Origin of the sequence: Micromonospora sp. A200, assembly GCF_029893845.1 — a bacterium.
Classification (GTDB): domain Bacteria; phylum Actinomycetota; class Actinomycetes; order Mycobacteriales; family Micromonosporaceae; genus Micromonospora; species Micromonospora purpureochromogenes.
In genome coordinates this window covers 1-16833 of record NZ_JARXXY010000022.1, presented here as the reverse complement: position 1 = coordinate 16833, position 16833 = coordinate 1, and the positions used below count along the sequence as shown (strand labels likewise).

12 protein-coding genes and 2 pseudogenes are annotated in these 16833 nt (G+C 69.8%); 7 read left to right on the top strand and 7 right to left on the bottom strand.

Translation table 11 applies throughout. The annotated features are described in order from the left end of the window. Positions 1–508: 508 nt before the first annotated feature. On the bottom strand, positions 509–697 hold the full coding sequence (locus M2302_RS21240; RefSeq protein ID WP_280839605.1) for a hypothetical protein: 189 nt from the start codon (positions 695–697) through the stop codon (positions 509–511). Next, positions 697–840, bottom strand: a pseudogene (locus M2302_RS21235) (DDE-type integrase/transposase/recombinase); the annotation flags it as partial. The pseudogene M2302_RS21235 and the gene M2302_RS21240, both read right to left, overlap by 1 nt. A gap of 207 nt (positions 841–1047) precedes the next feature. Between M2302_RS21235 and M2302_RS21230 the strand changes: the two are divergent. Next, positions 1048–3267: a hypothetical protein gene (locus tag M2302_RS21230; protein WP_280839604.1), complete on the top strand. Its 2220-nt coding sequence runs from the start codon at positions 1048–1050 to the stop codon at positions 3265–3267. A 52-nt stretch (positions 3268–3319) separates the two neighbouring features. Here the strand turns inward: M2302_RS21230 and M2302_RS21225 are convergent, their stop codons facing one another. After that, a complete protein-coding gene (locus tag M2302_RS21225) occupies positions 3320–3670 on the bottom strand; it encodes a hypothetical protein (protein WP_280839603.1) in 351 nt (116 codons plus the stop codon). Between the two features lie 64 nt (positions 3671–3734). Then, positions 3735–4964 (bottom strand): hypothetical protein, encoded by a 1230-nt coding sequence (locus M2302_RS21220; RefSeq protein WP_280839602.1) that lies wholly within the window; start codon positions 4962–4964, stop codon positions 3735–3737. A 572-nt stretch (positions 4965–5536) separates the two neighbouring features. On the opposite strand from M2302_RS21220, the gene M2302_RS21215 reads away from it, so the two are divergent. From M2302_RS21215 to M2302_RS21205, 3 genes are all read left to right on the top strand, one after another. Continuing rightward, positions 5537–5989 carry an ATP-binding protein gene (locus M2302_RS21215; RefSeq protein ID WP_280839601.1) on the top strand — a complete coding sequence of 151 codons (453 nt, stop codon included), beginning with the start codon at positions 5537–5539 and terminating at the stop codon, positions 5987–5989. Positions 5990–5997: 8 nt separating this feature from the next. Further along, positions 5998–6321: an STAS domain-containing protein gene (locus tag M2302_RS21210; protein WP_280839600.1), complete on the top strand. Its 324-nt coding sequence runs from the start codon at positions 5998–6000 to the stop codon at positions 6319–6321. Between the two features lie 314 nt (positions 6322–6635). After that, the gene (locus M2302_RS21205) at positions 6636–8141 is read left to right on the top strand and encodes a protein kinase (RefSeq protein ID WP_280839599.1); all 1506 of its coding nucleotides are present in this window, start codon (positions 6636–6638) and stop codon (positions 8139–8141) included. A 71-nt stretch (positions 8142–8212) separates the two neighbouring features. Here the strand turns inward: M2302_RS21205 and M2302_RS21200 are convergent, their stop codons facing one another. Then, positions 8213–8521 (bottom strand): DUF4352 domain-containing protein, encoded by a 309-nt coding sequence (locus M2302_RS21200; protein ID WP_280839598.1) that lies wholly within the window; start codon positions 8519–8521, stop codon positions 8213–8215. Positions 8522–9391: 870 nt separating this feature from the next. Between M2302_RS21200 and M2302_RS21195 the strand changes: the two genes are divergently transcribed. The 3 genes from M2302_RS21195 (at position 9392) to M2302_RS21185 (ending at position 15876) form a co-directional block, all read left to right on the top strand. Further along, positions 9392–13492 (top strand): Pls/PosA family non-ribosomal peptide synthetase, encoded by a 4101-nt coding sequence (locus M2302_RS21195; protein WP_348529435.1) that lies wholly within the window; start codon positions 9392–9394, stop codon positions 13490–13492. A 367-nt stretch (positions 13493–13859) separates the two neighbouring features. After that, positions 13860–14381 carry an arginine deiminase-related protein gene (locus tag M2302_RS21190; RefSeq protein ID WP_280839596.1) on the top strand — a complete coding sequence of 174 codons (522 nt, stop codon included), beginning with the start codon at positions 13860–13862 and terminating at the stop codon, positions 14379–14381. A gap of 148 nt (positions 14382–14529) precedes the next feature. Continuing rightward, complete coding sequence (locus M2302_RS21185; RefSeq protein WP_280839595.1) at positions 14530–15876, top strand: heparan-alpha-glucosaminide N-acetyltransferase domain-containing protein; 1347 nt, start codon at positions 14530–14532, stop codon at positions 15874–15876. Here the strand turns inward: M2302_RS21185 and M2302_RS21180 are convergent. Beyond that, on the bottom strand, positions 15846–16181 hold the full coding sequence (locus M2302_RS21180; RefSeq protein ID WP_280839594.1) for a hypothetical protein: 336 nt from the start codon (positions 16179–16181) through the stop codon (positions 15846–15848). The two genes, M2302_RS21185 and M2302_RS21180, sit on opposite strands and share 31 nt — an antisense overlap. 440 nt (positions 16182–16621) lie before the next feature. Beyond that, positions 16622–16833: pseudogene (locus M2302_RS21175) on the bottom strand (hypothetical protein); the annotation flags it as partial.

Genomic DNA, 16833 nt, shown 5'->3' with positions numbered 1-16833 from the left:
GTGCCTTCCCAGCCACAAGCCCCCTCCCGAACCAACCCCGCCTGCTCGCCCATCAACCGTCGAATTTCCCTATCGCCATCTCCGGGATCCGGTTGGCGAGGGCGTGGTGCGAACGCAGAGCCGGTCAGACAACGTCGCACCGGACAAAAGTGATTTAGCGCGATCGCGTCTATTCACCGGCGAGCCAGGACGAAGTCGTCCTCGTGCCCCATCGCCGGGCTCCCGGGGCACCTGTAGGCAGTTCGCGTCCGCCCGCCTGGACAGGACCCGTTCTTCTGCTGTCTGCGCACCCGCCCGGTCCCGTTACCGGCCCCAGACGTCACTCGGACGATCCTCGACCTGATCCGCTCACGACGAACCGCTTCTTCCCGCATTCGCGCCGTTAATGTCAGCGGCGGGAGCAGGCTCGCACCCAAACGACGACCAAGCCGACGAGGCTTCCACGGCCTCCGAGGCGCCGTTGCATTATCTGCTCGGGAGGCGCGTTACGCCCGGGTCGGGTCCGCGGTCAGATGACCTGGGCGAGTTCACTGAACGCCGAAGCGACTCGGAGCTTGAGCTGACTGTGATCGGCCTCGATCGGATTGTTCGCGTGCCGCTCGACGTGGCGCCAGGCCGAGAGGATCAGGTGGTCGAGCACCGCTGGGTAGACGGGGGCGGCGTCGGTGACGACTTCGCTGTGCGTCACCTTCAGCACCGTAGGGCCTTCTGGAAGGACCGCCGGGCTGCGGCGGCATCACGGCGGGCCGAGACGAGCACGTCAATGACCTGCCCATGCTGGCCGATGGCACGGTAGACGTAGCGCCGTAACCCGTTGACCTTCACGTACGTTTCGTCGACGAACCACCCGTCACCCGGGTCGTGGCGAGCGAACCGCGCCTGGATCGACGCCTGCAACGCCGACCCGAAGCGTTCGTCTGGACCAGGACCGCCGACGACACCCCCACCAGGTTGACTGTTTGTGCGATAGCGGGGGCCAGCCCACTATTTGTCTGTGAGTCTGTCGGCGTGGGCAGAGCACCGGTAAGTGGCGCTGTCGAGTTGAGGGTGCACGGGGTATCCGGTGGCACGGCGGAGAAGATTCTCGACCATCCGATCGTGGTGCGTGTCGCCGGTGATGCCCACGCCGGGTTCTACCGCCCGCGGGCGGGGAGCGGCGCAGCAGGGGGCTCCACCGATGGTGTTGCCGTGGAGGCGTACCGCTGGGGTGCCCTGACCGCCGGCGCGACCATGCGGACCGCCTCGATGCTGCTGTTGTTGCCGTTCATGCTCGGTAACCTCGCGGTCTGGCTGCGCCCGACGCCGACTGACCGGTTCGGGCTGCTCGGTGCGCTGTGCCGACTGCTCGCCGGCACGCTCACGGCCGCCTTCGTCCTCTCGATCGTCGGCGTCACGTTGGACCTCGTGGGCTGGCAATGCGTGCCGTACGAGCAATGCCGGGACGGCCGCCCCTACCTGTCCTGGCTTGGTCAGGTGGCGATGGGCCCGCGTCTGGCCCTGATGTCGCTCATCCCGCTGCTCGCGCTCCGGCTGATGTGGGCGATCGGCGTACGGTCCGCGCGGGCGCTCGAGGGTTTCGGACCACCGCCGCCACGTGCGGAAACGTCCGAGCCGACTGAGAGCCTCAGCACTGCCGGATTCTGGGATGACGAGCGGACAACGGCATGGCTGCGTCAGATCCACGTGGGAATCGGCGCCGGCACCGTGGATGCCAGCCTGCTCGCCGCAATCTCCCGCGGGCAGGCCTCCGCGAGCTGGCTGCTGTTCGCCGCCGCCGTCGGCCTGCTGGGGTTTTGTGCAGTGCTGCTGTGCCTACCCGTGCCGACCACCCGGCGGAGTGCTCGGCGCATCCTGCGCTCTCTGTGGGTGGCCACGACCGGGGTGACCGGCCTGAGCCTCGGCTATGCCGTTCTACTCCCGGGCAATCCAGCCGCGGCCGGGCAGTTGCCTGGCTTCGAGGGCATTGCGGGTGGTCTGATGGCAGGACAGGGCGTCCTGCTAGCCGTACTCGCCGGCGTCACGACCCTTCGTGGGCGGGCGGCCACGTCCGGGGTTCGGCCTGTCCTGCAGGGGCTCGGAACGCCGATCGTGGCGGCGGCGTCGGTGACCGTCGGGGGTGCCTTCGCGGGCACCCTGACGTTCCGCGTCGCCGATCTCCTTGACCGCGGTGCCATTCCTGGTCCGGTCCACCCAGGTCCACCAGGTGGCGCGCCGCTGGACCCGCCGGTCGCCTACTGGTGGGCCGTACTCGCCGGGCTGATCACGCTGTTGATCGTCGTCGCCGCCGCCCTGACCACACTCCTACTCGGCCGACGGCGGCGACGCCGGCTGGCCGATCATGTTGTCCAGCGCGATTACGCACAGGCGTCGGCGCGGGCGCCGGCGCGGCGGGAAGTTGTCCGGGAGGCCATCGCGAGATCTCGGGTGACCGATGAACTCGGTCCCGTGCTGACGGTGTCCTTTCTGATCTCCTCGCTGGGTTTGGTGACCGTCGCGCTCGATCTGATCGGTGTCGGTCCCACCCAGCTCGCGGCCGAACTCTTCGCGCCACACACCGAAGCCACGCTGATCGCCGCTCTAGCCACGGACGCGGGGGTCTGGCTGATCAGCCTGCTCGTGATCGGCCTTATGATTCTCGGCTTCCGCTCGTACCGGTCAACCGAGACCCGACGTATCGTGGCGATCCTCTGGGACCTGGGCGATTTCTGGCCCCGGACGGTCCACCCGTTCGCGCCTCCCTGCTACGCCGCCCGGGCAGTGCCCGAACTCGTCAAGCGCGTCTCCGCCCTCGCCGCACAAGGGGGTGTGATCATCTCCGGGCACAGTCACGGCTCGGTACTCGCCGCCGCCACGATCCTGCAACTGCCGCCGACGGTCCTGCCCCGAATCGCACTGCTGACCCACGGCTCTCCGCTGCGGCGCATCTACGCCCACCTCTATCCGGCATACCTGGGCGGGCGAACCCTGTGCGAACTGGGTGAGCGGCTGGACTGGCGGTGGCGGAACCTGTGGCGAGAGACCGACCCGGTCGGAGGGCCCATCTTCACTCCGCAGCCGTGCGGGCAGCTGCCGTGTCAGAGCCCGCAGGCCGAGTCGGTTGACATCCGGCTTCGCGATCCGCGCAGCCTGACCATCGACCCAGCCGACACCGTGCCACCACCCATCGAGCGGCACTGGCCGTACCACACGCAGCCGGCCTATCACGCAGCCGTCCAAGAACTTGCCGCACAGGTCTGCGAAGCCAGACCGAACCAGCTAAGGGAATGACCCTCGGACCGCCAGCCCTCGACGCGGCATCTGCGGACAATGATCCTCGCTTCTACGCCGGAGCTGGCCTGCCTTGCTCCTGCCTGGCTGGACGCCCGAATCGCCTGGCACCGGATAACCAGTGCCCCCCGCACTGGCACGGCCACCAGCCCCGCACCGGCCGGGTCGCCGACCCTCCGGCGTAGCCGTGCCCGTTGTGGCACTCATGCGGCTCGTCGCCGACCAGCTCGCGGCCCTGGCGGTAGGGGAAGGCGACCACGTGCGGATCGGCGCGGGCCCGGTCGATCAGGCGGCGCAGGTCGGCGGGGGAGTCGGCGACGCGCTCGACGACGGTCACGCCGGCGGGCGAGTTGTCGGCCCGGTCCCAGCGGATCGTGATGTGCCAGCGCGTGCGCCACTCCACGAGGGCAGGCTACTCGTACAAATGTTCGGCCGGGCCGGAAAGCTACTCTGCGCGGCACCGGTGGTCAGCGGTAGCACCGCCAGGCGTATGGATCGCCAGGATTCGATGTTCGTGCGTAGGCGTCCGAACCGTACGTGTCGCGGCAGGCGACGTTCATGTCGACGGTGGACGCAGAGAGAAGCCTCGTACATTGCCAACTGCCGTCGTTGCGGGGCTCCGCGGAGCTCCCGGCGGCGTGCCGATCGCAGTATCCCTGGACCATGTTCGCCACCCCGCCGTTGCTCGATGGCCCGAGCAGGAGCGGACTCGCGCTTCGGGTTTGTGTCGGCGTGGCCACGGCGGGTGTCGGGGGCGGCGCGGCGGGGCGGGTGACCGACGGCGCGGCGCTAGGCGAACGGGTGACTTTCGGTGTGGTCCTAGGTGTGGCGGAGGAGCTGCGCGGGGTCGCGGAACTCGGCGTCGCCGTCGGCATCTCCGGGAGGGCAATCGGCTCCTCAGACGCGTCCGGCGGGATGGTGGCTGTCACCAGCGGCAGCGCGCCTTCCGGCGGCCCGCCCGACCCCCAGGCAAACGCCAGAGCGCAGACCAGCGCCCCCACCGCGAGCCCGCCGACCGCGATCAGCCAGCGCCGCCGACCGGCCGGCCGCGGGCGGGCATCAAGCTCCATGTTGTGCAGCATTTGGGTCGGAGCGTCTTCGATCGCCTCGGGGTACTGTGGGGCGGACCCGCCGTAGCGGTACTCGTTGAGGCCGGCGTGATCGTCGTGCGGGTAATGCTCCTCGTGGGCGTAGCCCACCTCTGGTACGACGTAGGTCTCCTGCAGCCCGGAATGCGCGTCCTCGCGCACCGGACCGACATCGATCGGTCCGTACGGCGCCTGGGCCCGCCGTTCCTCCCAGGAGGCCTGCTCGTGCTCGTCGCCCCGGTAGGTCTGGTCGGGCTCGTAGCCCGCCGGTGCGGTGTCGGCCACCGGGTCGGACCCCCGGTACGCGTACTCGTGCTGGCCGTAGGCCCCGTCGTGCTGCTCGTATTCCTCGTACTGCTGGTCCGCCCGGTGTCTTGCCTGCCGCGCTTCGTGATCCTGGTTCGTGTCCTCGGGCTGGTACGACTCCTCGTCCGGGTCCGACACGTCCTCGCGCCACTGCGGCGCGGCGGCCTCCGGCCACTCGTCGTACGTGTCGGAGTCGCTTCCTGCCGGCCGCGACAGGTGAGCGATCCAACTGTCAATTTCACTTGGGTCGTCGTGTACTTGGGCAGCCCCATCGGCGGGGCGAGCGGTCGATTTCTCGGCCACGGTCGCCGGCCTCCTCTGAACGCACAGGTGCGGACAGCTAGCTGACCTTACACACCATCAGCCAAAAGTCCACCCAGCTCATCCGGCGAACAGACAACAGACCCCCGCTGTCGGCCGCGCCTTGTTGGATCAAGTTGCCAGGTCCGAGTGATCGTCGAGTCGGACCGTAGGCTGCCGTGGAGCTGGCCGATATTCATGCGCGCCCTGCAGCGCTCGCGGAAGATTCGACGCCATCAGCAGCGCGGATAGACAACTGTCTGCTCGAACCGAGCTGCCCGGGTGCCTGTGCTGGCTGGCTGCTCATCGCGGAGGGGCCCGTTCTGGGGGGAACGGGGCCTTCCTGAGCGCCGTACCGGAACCCCGGGGGTCGAGGGGCATACCGCTACGGATGGGTGGCCGCGCACCCCGACCTCTCAAACCGGTCACCGACGTATCCGGGGAACATACTAGGCACGACTCGCGGCACCTGCAGAGCGGGCACGCGTTTGAGGCAAGCCGCGGCCAGGCCATGAAGCGCCCCACCCGACGTCCCATCGCATGCGGTGGTCATCCACCCCCTGTACCGTGCCCACGTGAGCTGGCGTGGCCACGTCGAGGCCGGCGGGGGCGATCCGGACGAGGTCCGGGGCGCGGTGACTCTACTGTCGGAATCAATCACTGAGGTCGCGGTGCCGCGGCTGCGGCACGCCGTCGCCGCGGCCTCCGGCGCGGCCGGTCTCGCTGGTGACCCGTTGGAGGACTTCGTCTTGGCCGTGCACGAGCTGGTCACCAATGTCGTGCGCCACGGTGGCGGCAGCGGACGGCTCCGCCTGCTGCGCGACGCCGCATCCCTGTCCTGCCAGGTCACCGACCACGGCCCCGGAGCGAACCATGTTCCGATCGCGCTGCCGCGCCCCGGGATCCCGGGCCACCGGGGGCTGTGGCTGGCCCAGCAGCTCACCGACAGCCTGGTCATCGACAGCGGGCCGGACGGGACGACAGCAACCGTCACCGCCCGCCTCCCCGGCGTACAGTCGAGCGGGTGAGGTGCGGCGTGGATCAGACGTGGCAGTCGGAGACGACGGTGCGCGACGGGACCGCCGTCGTGACGCTGTTCGGCGAACTCGACATCGCCGCAGCCAGCCCGCTGCGGGACGTCGTTCAGGCCGCGATCGCCCGCGCGCCCCGCGTGCAGGTCGACCTGGCGCGGGTCAGCTTCATCGACTCCACCGTGCTGAACGCGTTCGTCAACGCCCACGGTCGTGCCACCGACAAGGGCGTCAGCCTCGCCCTGATCAATCCCACCGGCCATGTCCGGCGCGTGCTCTCGATGACCGGGATCCTGCCCTCGCTCGCCGAGCCAGACTCCGGCAGTTAGATCCGGCGCACCGACTTCTCAGCGCGGATTCTGCGGTCACGCGGAGGACGGTGGGTACGCCGGGATCGCCGTCGGCGGCGGAGGCGGTCACGACCTTGTTGAGCTGCACGCGGACGGCGGCAGCTTCGGCGGCCCGCCGGAGCAGGGCGTAGCCGGCGCCGGTCGGTCGTTTCCTCGTGTGCCAATGGCGCGTTGACCAATTTGGGGGACCCACCACCATGAGCAACTCCTGATGGTTCGTCCGATGACCCCGATGCCGGCCGTCGCGTCACCGCCCCCGTGTAGCGGCGCGCAGGGATGGAGCAGTGAGACGCGTGCCGAGACGTCTGCTCGATGGCCGCTACCAGTCCGAGGAGCTGCTGGGCAGCGGCGGCATGGGTGAGGTGTGGCGCGGTCGCGACCTGCGCCTGGACCGCCCGGTGGCGATCAAGGTGCTCGCCGCCGCCGGCCTGACGGAGCCGATGGCCGCGGAACGCTTCGACCGCGAGGCCCGTGCAGCCGCCGGGCTGACCCATCCGCACATCGTCGCCGTCTACGACTTCGGCACCGCGGAGAACGACTCCTACCTGATCATGGAGCTGGTGGAGGGGCGGACCGTGTCCGCCCTGATCGCCGACGGCCCGCTCACCGTCCTGCAGGCGTTGTCGATCGCCGTACAGACCTGCGACGGGATCGCCGCCGCGCACGCGGCCGGGGTGGTGCACCGTGACGTGAAGCCGGGCAACCTGATCGTCACCGCCACCGGCACAGTGAAGATCTGCGACTTCGGCATCGCCCGCCTTCCTTGGACAGAGGGGGAGAACACCCTCACCGAGCCGGCAACCAAGCTCGGCACCAGCTCGTACATGTCTCCCGAGCAGGCCCTCGGCCAGCCGGTGGACCACCGCACCGACCTGTACGGGCTGGGCTGCACCCTCTACGCCATGCTCGCCTGCGGTCCGCCGTTCACCGGCGAGCCGCTCAGCGTGCTGCATCAGCACGTCAACGAGCCACCCCAGCCGCTGCGCGAGCGCCGGCCCGACGTACCCGCCGAGCTGGACGCCCTGGCCGCCGAACTGCTGGCCAAAGATCCCGCCGACCGACCGCGCGACGCGGCCGAAGTCCGGGACCGCATGGCAGCCCTGCTACCCCGGGCCGGCACGCCGATTCCCCTCGTGCCGGTCGCGCCAGCGGACCCAGGCCGGCCGGGACGGCCCACGCCGGTGACAGCTCGTCCGCCCAGGCCGGACGCAGTCGGCCCGGCACGCCCCAAGCCGGGCCGCCGCCCGGCACGGCATCGGCGCGACGCTCTGCTGGCGGCGGCCCTGCTCGGCGTCGCGCTGCTCGCCCTGACCGGCGTCACGCTGCGCGACCGCGACGACCACACCTCGGGCGCGGGGCCGACCACGCCGCCGGCATCGGCCACCACCGCCGTGGCACCCCGCGTGCCGGCTGTGCCGCTCACCGTCGCGCCCGCCACGCCGACGCTGCGCACCGTCGCGTCCGCCACCCGCAACCCGGCCAGCCTGACACCGAGCCCTCGGGCCACCTCCCGCCGGCCGAGCCCCACTCCACCCGCTGACCCGATCGCCGCCATGCGCCAGTCGATCCGGGAGCAGGTGGAAGCCGGCCGGTTGAACCCAGATGCCGCAAAGGACCTGCACACCAAGGTGGACGCGATCGCGAAGGAGATCGCCGAGAACGACCCAGACCAGGCCGAGAACCAGCTCAAAAAGCTGCGCGACAAGCTCGGCGACCTGCGACGCGACGGCAAGCTCACCGCCGACGGCTACAACGCCCTGACCGCCGACGCCGACCGGATCGCCGCCGACCTGCGGTAAGACAGCGACAACCCGGGGTTCTCGGGCTGTCGCTGCTTTCGCCTGTCACGCATTTCGCGGCTGGGGGCCGGTCACAGGGTGACGACGGCGTCCTCGGCCAGGGTGAACAGGCCGGCGTCGAAGGTGATCGTCTTCAGCTTCGTGCCCTTCGGCACGTCGAAGTAGACGTTCGCCTTCACCGAGTTGCCCGGGTTGATCTCGTCGAGGAAGCCCTTGGCGTCCTCGTTGCCGTAGATGGCGGCCTCCCCGTCGACCTCGTACTTCCGGCCGGAGGCATCCTGAGCGGTGATGGTGCCGTCGGCGTGGAACAGGTGTGCGCTCTTGGTGACGTCGGGTGCTGCGGGCAGCGGGCCGACTGATGCCGGGGAGCTGAGGGCCAACTGCGCGGAATACGCGGGTGATGTGACCATTTGCTCGGCCCAGGTACCCAGCTTCGATGGTTCACCGCTTGACGCGTGACACGGCCGATGCCCGGCACCGGTGACCGCCATCCGATGATCGTGCTGCTGTACGGCTTCGGCAACGACAAGCACCGAGTGGGAGTCCACCTCGGATGTCGCCGATGGGACGGACAAGTACCACTGGAACAGCCACTGGTTCGCCAGACACGGCTACTACGTGATCACCTACACCGCCCGCGGGTTTCGCGACAGTGGCCCACGTGCGAGCTATCAACCGGCGACTCCGGCTGGCGGGGCCCCGACGTGCACGCCGCCCGGCGGCTCGGCTTGTCCGCCGACGGGCACGATACGGGTGAAAACAAGGACGTCGAGGTCCGTGACACCCATTGGCTGGCCAGCCTGACCGCGCTTGCGTGATGTGTCAGCGTCACGACTCCGTCCTCGGCCACCGAAGTGCTGTCGCGGGTACCCGGTCGTCCGTCTCGGTGGATTGGTCGCTTACTGGTCACCTCAGGCGACCATTCGGACCGGCTGCGACGACCAGGCGCGCCACCTCCCTCACCGATGTGACGGCACGCTGTCATCTGAATATGTGACGTGCCCTGCGGCTGGAACGCCCCACACGTCGACGCGCGCACTAACTGCGGCGTCAATCAGTGTTTCGGCGGCATCGATTGCGGTCCTTTGCTAGTTTTGCGGAGGTCCGCCGGTGTTGCGGGCATATTTCGCTTCTATAAGCCTATGTCGGTTGCTTCGAATCTATCGGACACCCTCGTTTCACCTTCCTGGTGACCGGATGAGTCCGCACGGTCGTCGCTGCATGGCAACGGGCGGTTCGGGCGTGGGTCGGTGCAGGAGGTTTGCGGTTCCGTGCAGCAGTCAGCGTCTACCAGCACGTCCATCTCGCCGCTGCGACCGGAGGATCTTCCGGACGCGGACGCCCGCATCATCGTCGGCCCGCCGCTCGTCGATTTTGTGCGAGGACGCTGCACCGGGGGAGGCGTCCCGGGCACGCGGCGTCTGCACCACGTGTTCGAAGCCGCGTGTGACCGCGATCCGTCGGCCGTTGCGCTGGAGTGTGGCAGCGAGTCGTTGACGTACCGCGAGTTGGATGAGCGCGCCAACCGGCTGGCCCGACACCTGCGGGCTCTCGGCGTCGCGGGCGGCGCCCGGGTGGCCATCCTGCTGCAGCGTTCGGTCGAGACGTACGTGGCGTTGCTGGGCGTGGGGAAGGCCGGCGGCGCTTTCGTGCCGATCGACCCCGAGTCCCCGGCCGACCGGGTCGCCTACATCGCCGAGGATTCCGACGTCCAGCTGGTGCTGACCTCCTCGGCGCTCGCCGACCGGGTGGGCGACCGGCGCGCTCTCGTCCTCGACCGGTGCGCCGAACTCGCCGCGGCGCCGGGCGACCGGCCGGACCTCAGCCGCGACGGCGTGCCGGACCCCAGCGCCTACGTGATCTACACCTCCGGATCCAGCGGCCGACCCAAGGGCGTGGAGGTGGCGCAGTCGAGCATCTGCAACTTCCTGGACGTGGTTCCGGGTGTGTACGACGTGCGTCCGGATGATCGGGTCTATCAGGGCATGACGATCGCGTTCGACTTCGCGATCGAGGAGATCTGGCCGACCTGGTCGGTCGGTGCGACGCTCGTGGCCGGGCCGACCGATTCCCGCCGCCTCGGGGCGGAGCTGGCGGACTTCCTGGACGAGGCGCGCATCACCGTCTTCTACTGCGTGCCCACCCTGCTGGCGACGATTCCCCGAGACCTGCCCCGGATCCGGAACCTGCTCGTCGGCGGTGAGGCGTGCCCGGGTCAGCTGGTGGACCGGTGGAGCCGACCCGGTCGGCGGATCCTGAACACCTACGGGCCCACCGAGGCCACGGTCACCGCCACCTGGGGGGAACTGCTCCCCGGACGGCCGGTCACCATCGGGCGGCCCCTGCCCACGTACTCCGTGGTGCTGCTGGACGAGCAGCGGCGGCCGGTGCCCGACGGAGAGGTCGGCGAGATCTGCATCGGCGGTCCGGGGGTGGCTCGCGGGTACGTAGGACGCCCCGACCTGACCGCCGACCGGTTCATCGAGCATCCGTTGGCGCCGCCCGGCAGTCGGCTGTACCGCACCGGGGACCTTGGTCGGCTCACCTCCGACGGCGAGATCGAGTACCTCGGCCGGGCGGATTCCGAGGTCAAGATCCGTGGCCATCGGGTGGACCTCGGTGAGATCGAGAGTGTGCTGCTGGAGGACGCGGGTGTGGCCGAGGCCGTGGCGGCGCTCGTTCCGGTCGTCGACGGCCCGGACGGCCCCCGCGAGCTGGCCGCGTACGTCGTTCCGCTCGACTGCGCGGAGCGCGGGTGGGAGGAGTTGACCGGCCGGCTCTGCCAGACCCTGCAGACCCGGCTTCCCGGCTACATGGTGCCGTCCTTTCTGGATGTCGTGACCGCGCTGCCCACCATGCCGAGCGGGAAGGTCGACCGGAAACGTCTGCCCGCGCCGAGCCGTCGGCTCACCCGCGCCAGTGGCCCCGTGGTGGCCGCTGAGGGCGAGCTGGAGGAGCAGGTCCGTGCGGCGTGGGCGGAGGCGTTCGGCATCGAGCCCGAGGCGCTCTCGGTCGAGGCGGACTTCTTCACCGACCTCGGGGGGCATTCGCTGCTCGCGGCGCGGGTGGTGTCGCTGCTGCGCTCCCGAAAGATCGGCGTGAGCCCGGCGATCCGGGACCTGTACGCCAATCCGACCGTACGGGGCATGGCCGCTCATCTCGCCGGCCAGCGGGTCGGCGGGCCTACCGCTCCCGCCCGCTTCGCCCCGCTGCGGCACAGCAGCCGGCGGGTCGCGCTGGCCGGGTTCGGCCAAGGGGCGGTGATCTACCTGCTGTTGCTGGCCGTCACGCTGCCCGTCTCCTACGTCTACACCCGCAACGACGGTTTCGTGTCGGTCCGCGTCCTCGTGGAGTTGATGGTCGCGATCCTGCTCAGCTACCTCGGTGTCCGGTGGGTGCTGCCGGTGCTGCTGGCCCGACCGTTGGCCGCGGGCATCCGGCCCGGCCGGTATCGCCTGTGGGGACCCACCTACGTCCGGCTGTGGGCGTTGAACACGCTGCTGGCGGTCTCGCCGCTGAACGTGCTCAGTGGTTCTCCGCTGATGGCGACCTACCTGCGACTGCTCGGTGCCCGGATCGGCCGCCGGACCATGATCGCGACCAACGCAATCAGCCTGCCCACCCTGATCTCCATCGGGCGGGCCGCCTCGATCGGGTACGGCGTCTCCCTGCGCCCGTGGCGTGCGGAGGACGGCTGGGTCGTGGTCGGGCGGATCACGGTCGGGCCGGATGCCTTCGTCGGCGCGAACGCGGTCCTCGACCCCGGCGCTTCGGTCGGGCCGCGCGCCGGCCTCGGCGAGCAGTCCGTCCTCGTCCACGGCGAGGCGGTACCACCCGAAGCGCGTTGGGCTGGTTCACCGCCGGCTCCGACCCGCCGGCTCGCCCCCACCGTGGAAGCCATGCTCAGCTACCGGCGTCTGCGGCGTGGCTGGCGCCTGCACCACATCGCCGCCGCCCTGGTCGGCCTGATCGGCCTGGAACTCGGCGCGATCGCGATGGTCCTGCCCAGCGTGGCGCTGGTCTGGTGGGTGCTGCTGACCCAGGGGCTGCTCGCCGGCCTGGTCGCCACCATCCCGGCCGGCGTCGTCTACGTGCTGACCGTCTGCGCGGTGGTCGCCACCGGTAAACGTCTCGTGCTGGCGCGGGTACCCGTCGGCGTCCACCACCGGGTGCACTCGATGCTCGGCATACGCAAGTGGATCGCCGACAGACTGCTCGAGTCCAGCCTGACGTTCACCAACTCGCTCTACGCGACCCTCTACACCGGGCCCTGGCTGCGACTGCTCGGTGCCAAGGTCGGTCGCGGCGCCGAGGTTTCGACCGCCGCGCACCTGGACCCCGACCTGCTCACCCTGGGATCGGAGAGCTTCGTCGCCGACATGGCCAGCCTCGGCGCCGCAACGTTCGCCAACGGCCGGGTGGCGTTCCTACCCACCACGGTCGGCAGCCGAGCCTTCGTCGGGAACGCCGCGTTCGTGCCGGCCGGCACGGTGCTGGGCGACGGCTCGCTGCTCGGCGTCGGCACCTTGCCGCCCGACGGCGGTGTCCCGGAGGGCACGTCCTGGTTGGGCTCACCGGCGATGCACCTGCCGGTGCGCCAGAGCAGCGGCTCTTTCTCGGAGGAGCAGACGTTCCGCCCACCGCGCAAGATGGTGGCCCGTCGGCTGTTCGTCGAGTTCTTCCGTGCCACCCTGCCCGCATCGGTGCTCGGCGCCAGCTTCTACCTCTACCTCCTGGCGCTCTCCTGGCTCGCCAACGGCCGGAGCCTGCTCGTGCCGGCGCTGGCGTCACCGTTCGTCGCGATGGCGTCGAGCGTCGGGGTGATCTTGTTCTGCGCGGCGACCAAGCGCAACGTCATCGGCGCCTACCGACCTCGGGTGGAACCGCTGTGGAGCGGTTTCGTCCGGCGCACCGAGTTCGTCACCGGCCTCTACGAGGCCGCAGCGGTCCCTGTCGGCGTCGGGCTCCTGGTCGGCACGCCGTTCCTGCCGCCGGTGCTGCGCTGGTTCGGGGTCCACATCGGCAGACGCACCTGGATCGGGACCACCTACCTCACCGAGTTCGACCTGGTCGAGATTGGCGACGACGCGACCGTGGGCACCGAGGTGTCGCTGCAGACGCACCTGTTCGAGGACCGGGTGATGAAGATGTCCGTCGTCACCGTCGGCGCCGGCGCCACCATCGGCACCCGCGCCATCGTGCTCTACGACGCCGTCGTCGGCGACGACGTCAGCCTCGGCTCACTCTCGCTCCTGATGAAGGGCGAACACCTCACTCCCGGCACTCGATGGCGCGGGATCCCCGCCCAGGGGGTGATCACCCGCGAGATCGTCGAACAACGCGCGGCCTGATGCCGCACGCACGGCCGGGGGTCGCATCGCCTCCAGCAAGATCCCGTCCATTCTCCACTCACCGAGAGGGAAACCGCTCAATGAACAAGGCACTGCTGGTGTCCGACGCCGCTCACTTCCGGGTCGACTACGAGATCAACCCGTACATGCACACCGAGGTGCAGCCCGATCACGCGGCGGCGGTCGTCGAGCACCTGAACATCGTCGTCGCGCACCGAGCGGCGGGCCGCCGCATCGAGTACGTGGCGTCCGCGCCGGAGTGCCCGGACATGGTCTTCACCGCCAACGCCGCAGTGGTGCGGGGCGACCGGGCCGTGCTGGGAGCACCCCCGCCGGAGCGCAAGGCCGAGATGCCGTACTTCCAGGAGTGGCTGATCAACCACGATTACGAGGTCCTGGAGGCGCCGTACCCGTTCAGCGGGCAGGGCGCGCCCTGGCCTGCGGCGACCTGCTGCTCGCCGGCTACGGCCAGCGGACCGACCGGCGCATGCACGCCGTCCTCGCCCGGGAGTTGGACTACGAGGTGGTGCCGCTGCAGACGGTCAGCCACCGGTGGTACGACCTCGACCTGGCAGTCGGGGTCGTCGAGCCCGGGCGGACACTCGCCTACTGCCCAGAGGCACTCGATGAGCCGAGCCGCCACCGGCTGCGCGGACTTGGCTTGGACCTGATCGAGGTCTGCGTCGAGGAGGCGGCCCGCTTCGCCCTCAACCTGGTCAGTGACGGCACCACCGTGACCATGACCAACGGGGCGCCCCGGCTGGCGGCCGCGCTGCGCGAGCGGGGCCTGCGGGTCGTCGAACTCGACACGACCGAACTCGCCAAGGGCGGGGGCGGAGTCCGCTGCACCGCGCTGACCCTGGACAACCCACTGCCGGCCGCGGCCTGACGGTCCGCTCGCCACTACCCCAGTTCCCGCAACACGATGGCGCTGGTCTACCGGGGGGCCGCGACGCTGCCCGCTGCCCCGCCCCCCGCCGACCGGCTCGGCACCGATACCCGCTCCAAGCCTAATTGATTGACACTGTGATGAGGCCATGACATCGACCATCTACCTCAGCCGCCACGCCCTCGAAGAGGTTGGCGAGCGTCCCGCCACGACGACGAGCCTGCCGGCCCAGCGATCCCGGCTGCTCGGCGTGGACGCGGCCCGGGGAGTCGCGCTGTTCGGCATGATCGCCGTGCATTCGTTGTACGTCTCTGACGCCGCAGGGCGGCCGACCTGGACGTTCACGATCTTCGGCGGTCGCGCGGCTGCCCTGTTCGCGGTGCTGGCCGGAGTCGGTATCGCGTTCATCACCGGTCGACGCCGGGTCCGCCGGACCGATGGCTTGGGCCCGATTGCCGGGCTCGTCGTCCGGGCCCTGGTCATCGGGGCGATCGGCTTGGCACTGGGTTACACCGACGCGTCCCTGGCGTTGGTGGTCCTGCCCGCCTACGCGGTGATGTTCCTGATGGCGATCCCGCTGGTGTTCCTGCCGACCTGGTTGGTGGCGTTCACCGGCCTGACCGTGGCCGCCGGCACTCTCGCGCTCCGCCAGATCCTGCTGCCGCAGTTGCCGGAACCGACCTACCAGAACCCTGCATTCGCACACCTCGTCGACCACCCCAGCGCGCTGCTCATCGAGCTCTCCGTGACGGGGGTGTACCCGGCGGTGGCGTGGCTGGCGTACCTGTGTGCGGGCTTGGTGATCGGGCGGCTGAACTTGACCAGGATCAGAGTAGTCCTCTCGCTGCTGTTGACCGGAGTCACGTTCGCCGTCGCGGCACCGGTGGCGTCCTCGGTCCTGCTCAACCGGTACGAGGGCTTGCGGCAGATCTGGTTCACCCAGCCGAAGAGCGGGCTGAACGCGGCTGAGACAAGCGAACTCCTCACGTTCGGCGGGAACGGCAGCACGCCCACCTCCACCTGGTGGTGGCTCGCCGTCGACGCGCCGCACACCAGCACACCGCTCGACCTGCTCGGCACCACCGGGAGCGCGGTCGCCCTGCTCGCCGTCATGCTGCTCGCCGGCCACGTCGCACGGCCCTTCCCGCGGCGGGCGATCTCCGTGCTGCTGCTGCCCCTGGCCGCGGCCGGCAGCATGACACTGACGCTCTACACCGCGCACATCATGTTCATCAGCTCCCCACTCGACTCCTTCGGGGCCATGACCGGATACCTCGTACAGGTCCTGGCCATCGTGCTGTCCGGGACCGCATGGTTGGCCACCGCGCGTCATGGCCCACTGGAAGGGGTCGTGGCGATGCTTTCCCGCGGCGCCCGTCGACTGGCCGCCGGGGAGGGTCGACCATCGCGTGTCGGTCTATCGACGCATCCACGAGCGATACCGCGCGCACGCGACTACTCGGCTTACCCGCGAACGACCAGATGGCGCGGCTGACGGCCGGAAGAGCGACATGCGGCGGACCTGTTCGGCAGTCCACCCGAAGCTCGACGAAGCCTCCCGGAACCGCTCAGTCGAGCATCGACTCGCCACCCGGGTAAGCGAATGACGAAACGCAGCGAGTAGAAGCCCCACACGACCTCCAGCGGCTCGGCCGGACGCAGCGCGTAGACCGAGTGGTCGGGTTCCAGGAACTCCAGTGACTCCACCTCGAAGGGGTCGACCGGGGCCGCCACGAAGGGATAGTTCCCGCTGACCAGGTTGCCGTCCAACTCGGTGAGGGCCGTCTCGTAGTCGGGCACGTGGCCCATCCCTTGGTGCTCGGATGGTGATCGGACGTCGGCGAACTGGCGCGGACGCGCCGGTACCTGTCCGGAATAGCGTCTCTTCCAGGGCAACTCGGAGCCACCGTTTTCGACGAATACATCGCCCGGACCTGCTGGTATCCGCCGCGACGAACCTGGAACGAGCGGGACCGGGGCCCGCCCTCCGCGCCGCGCTCCCAGTGCATAGACAGTCATCTGTCTACGGATCAGATGCTCACGACGGCGCAAACCTTGCTGGGGCGTAGTTTGCGCATCCAGAGCCCCACCTTCTGCAGGGTTCGCAGGATCGCGGACAGTTGATCTCCTAGCCGCCCTCGTTCGGTTTCGCTGGCGGCCAGCCGCTGTCGGATCGCTCTCCCGCTTCCGACCGAACGGCAGGCAGCTAGTGCTCTGACCACAAACGTTGGCCGGGTTGGTTATGCGGCTCGGCTGGCGGGTTGGCCCCAGCGGCGGTGTCGTTCGCTGCGGACGCGGGCGCGGTGGCGGCGTTGGGCGGCCAGGACGTCGGGGTGGCGGGCGTTGGCGTTGCGCCAGCGCAGGTAGGCGTGTAGGCCGCGGGCCAGGACGGTGTGGTTGGGGTGGTCCGAGCCGGCGATGACAAAGGTGCGCAGCGGCCCGAAGTGCGCCT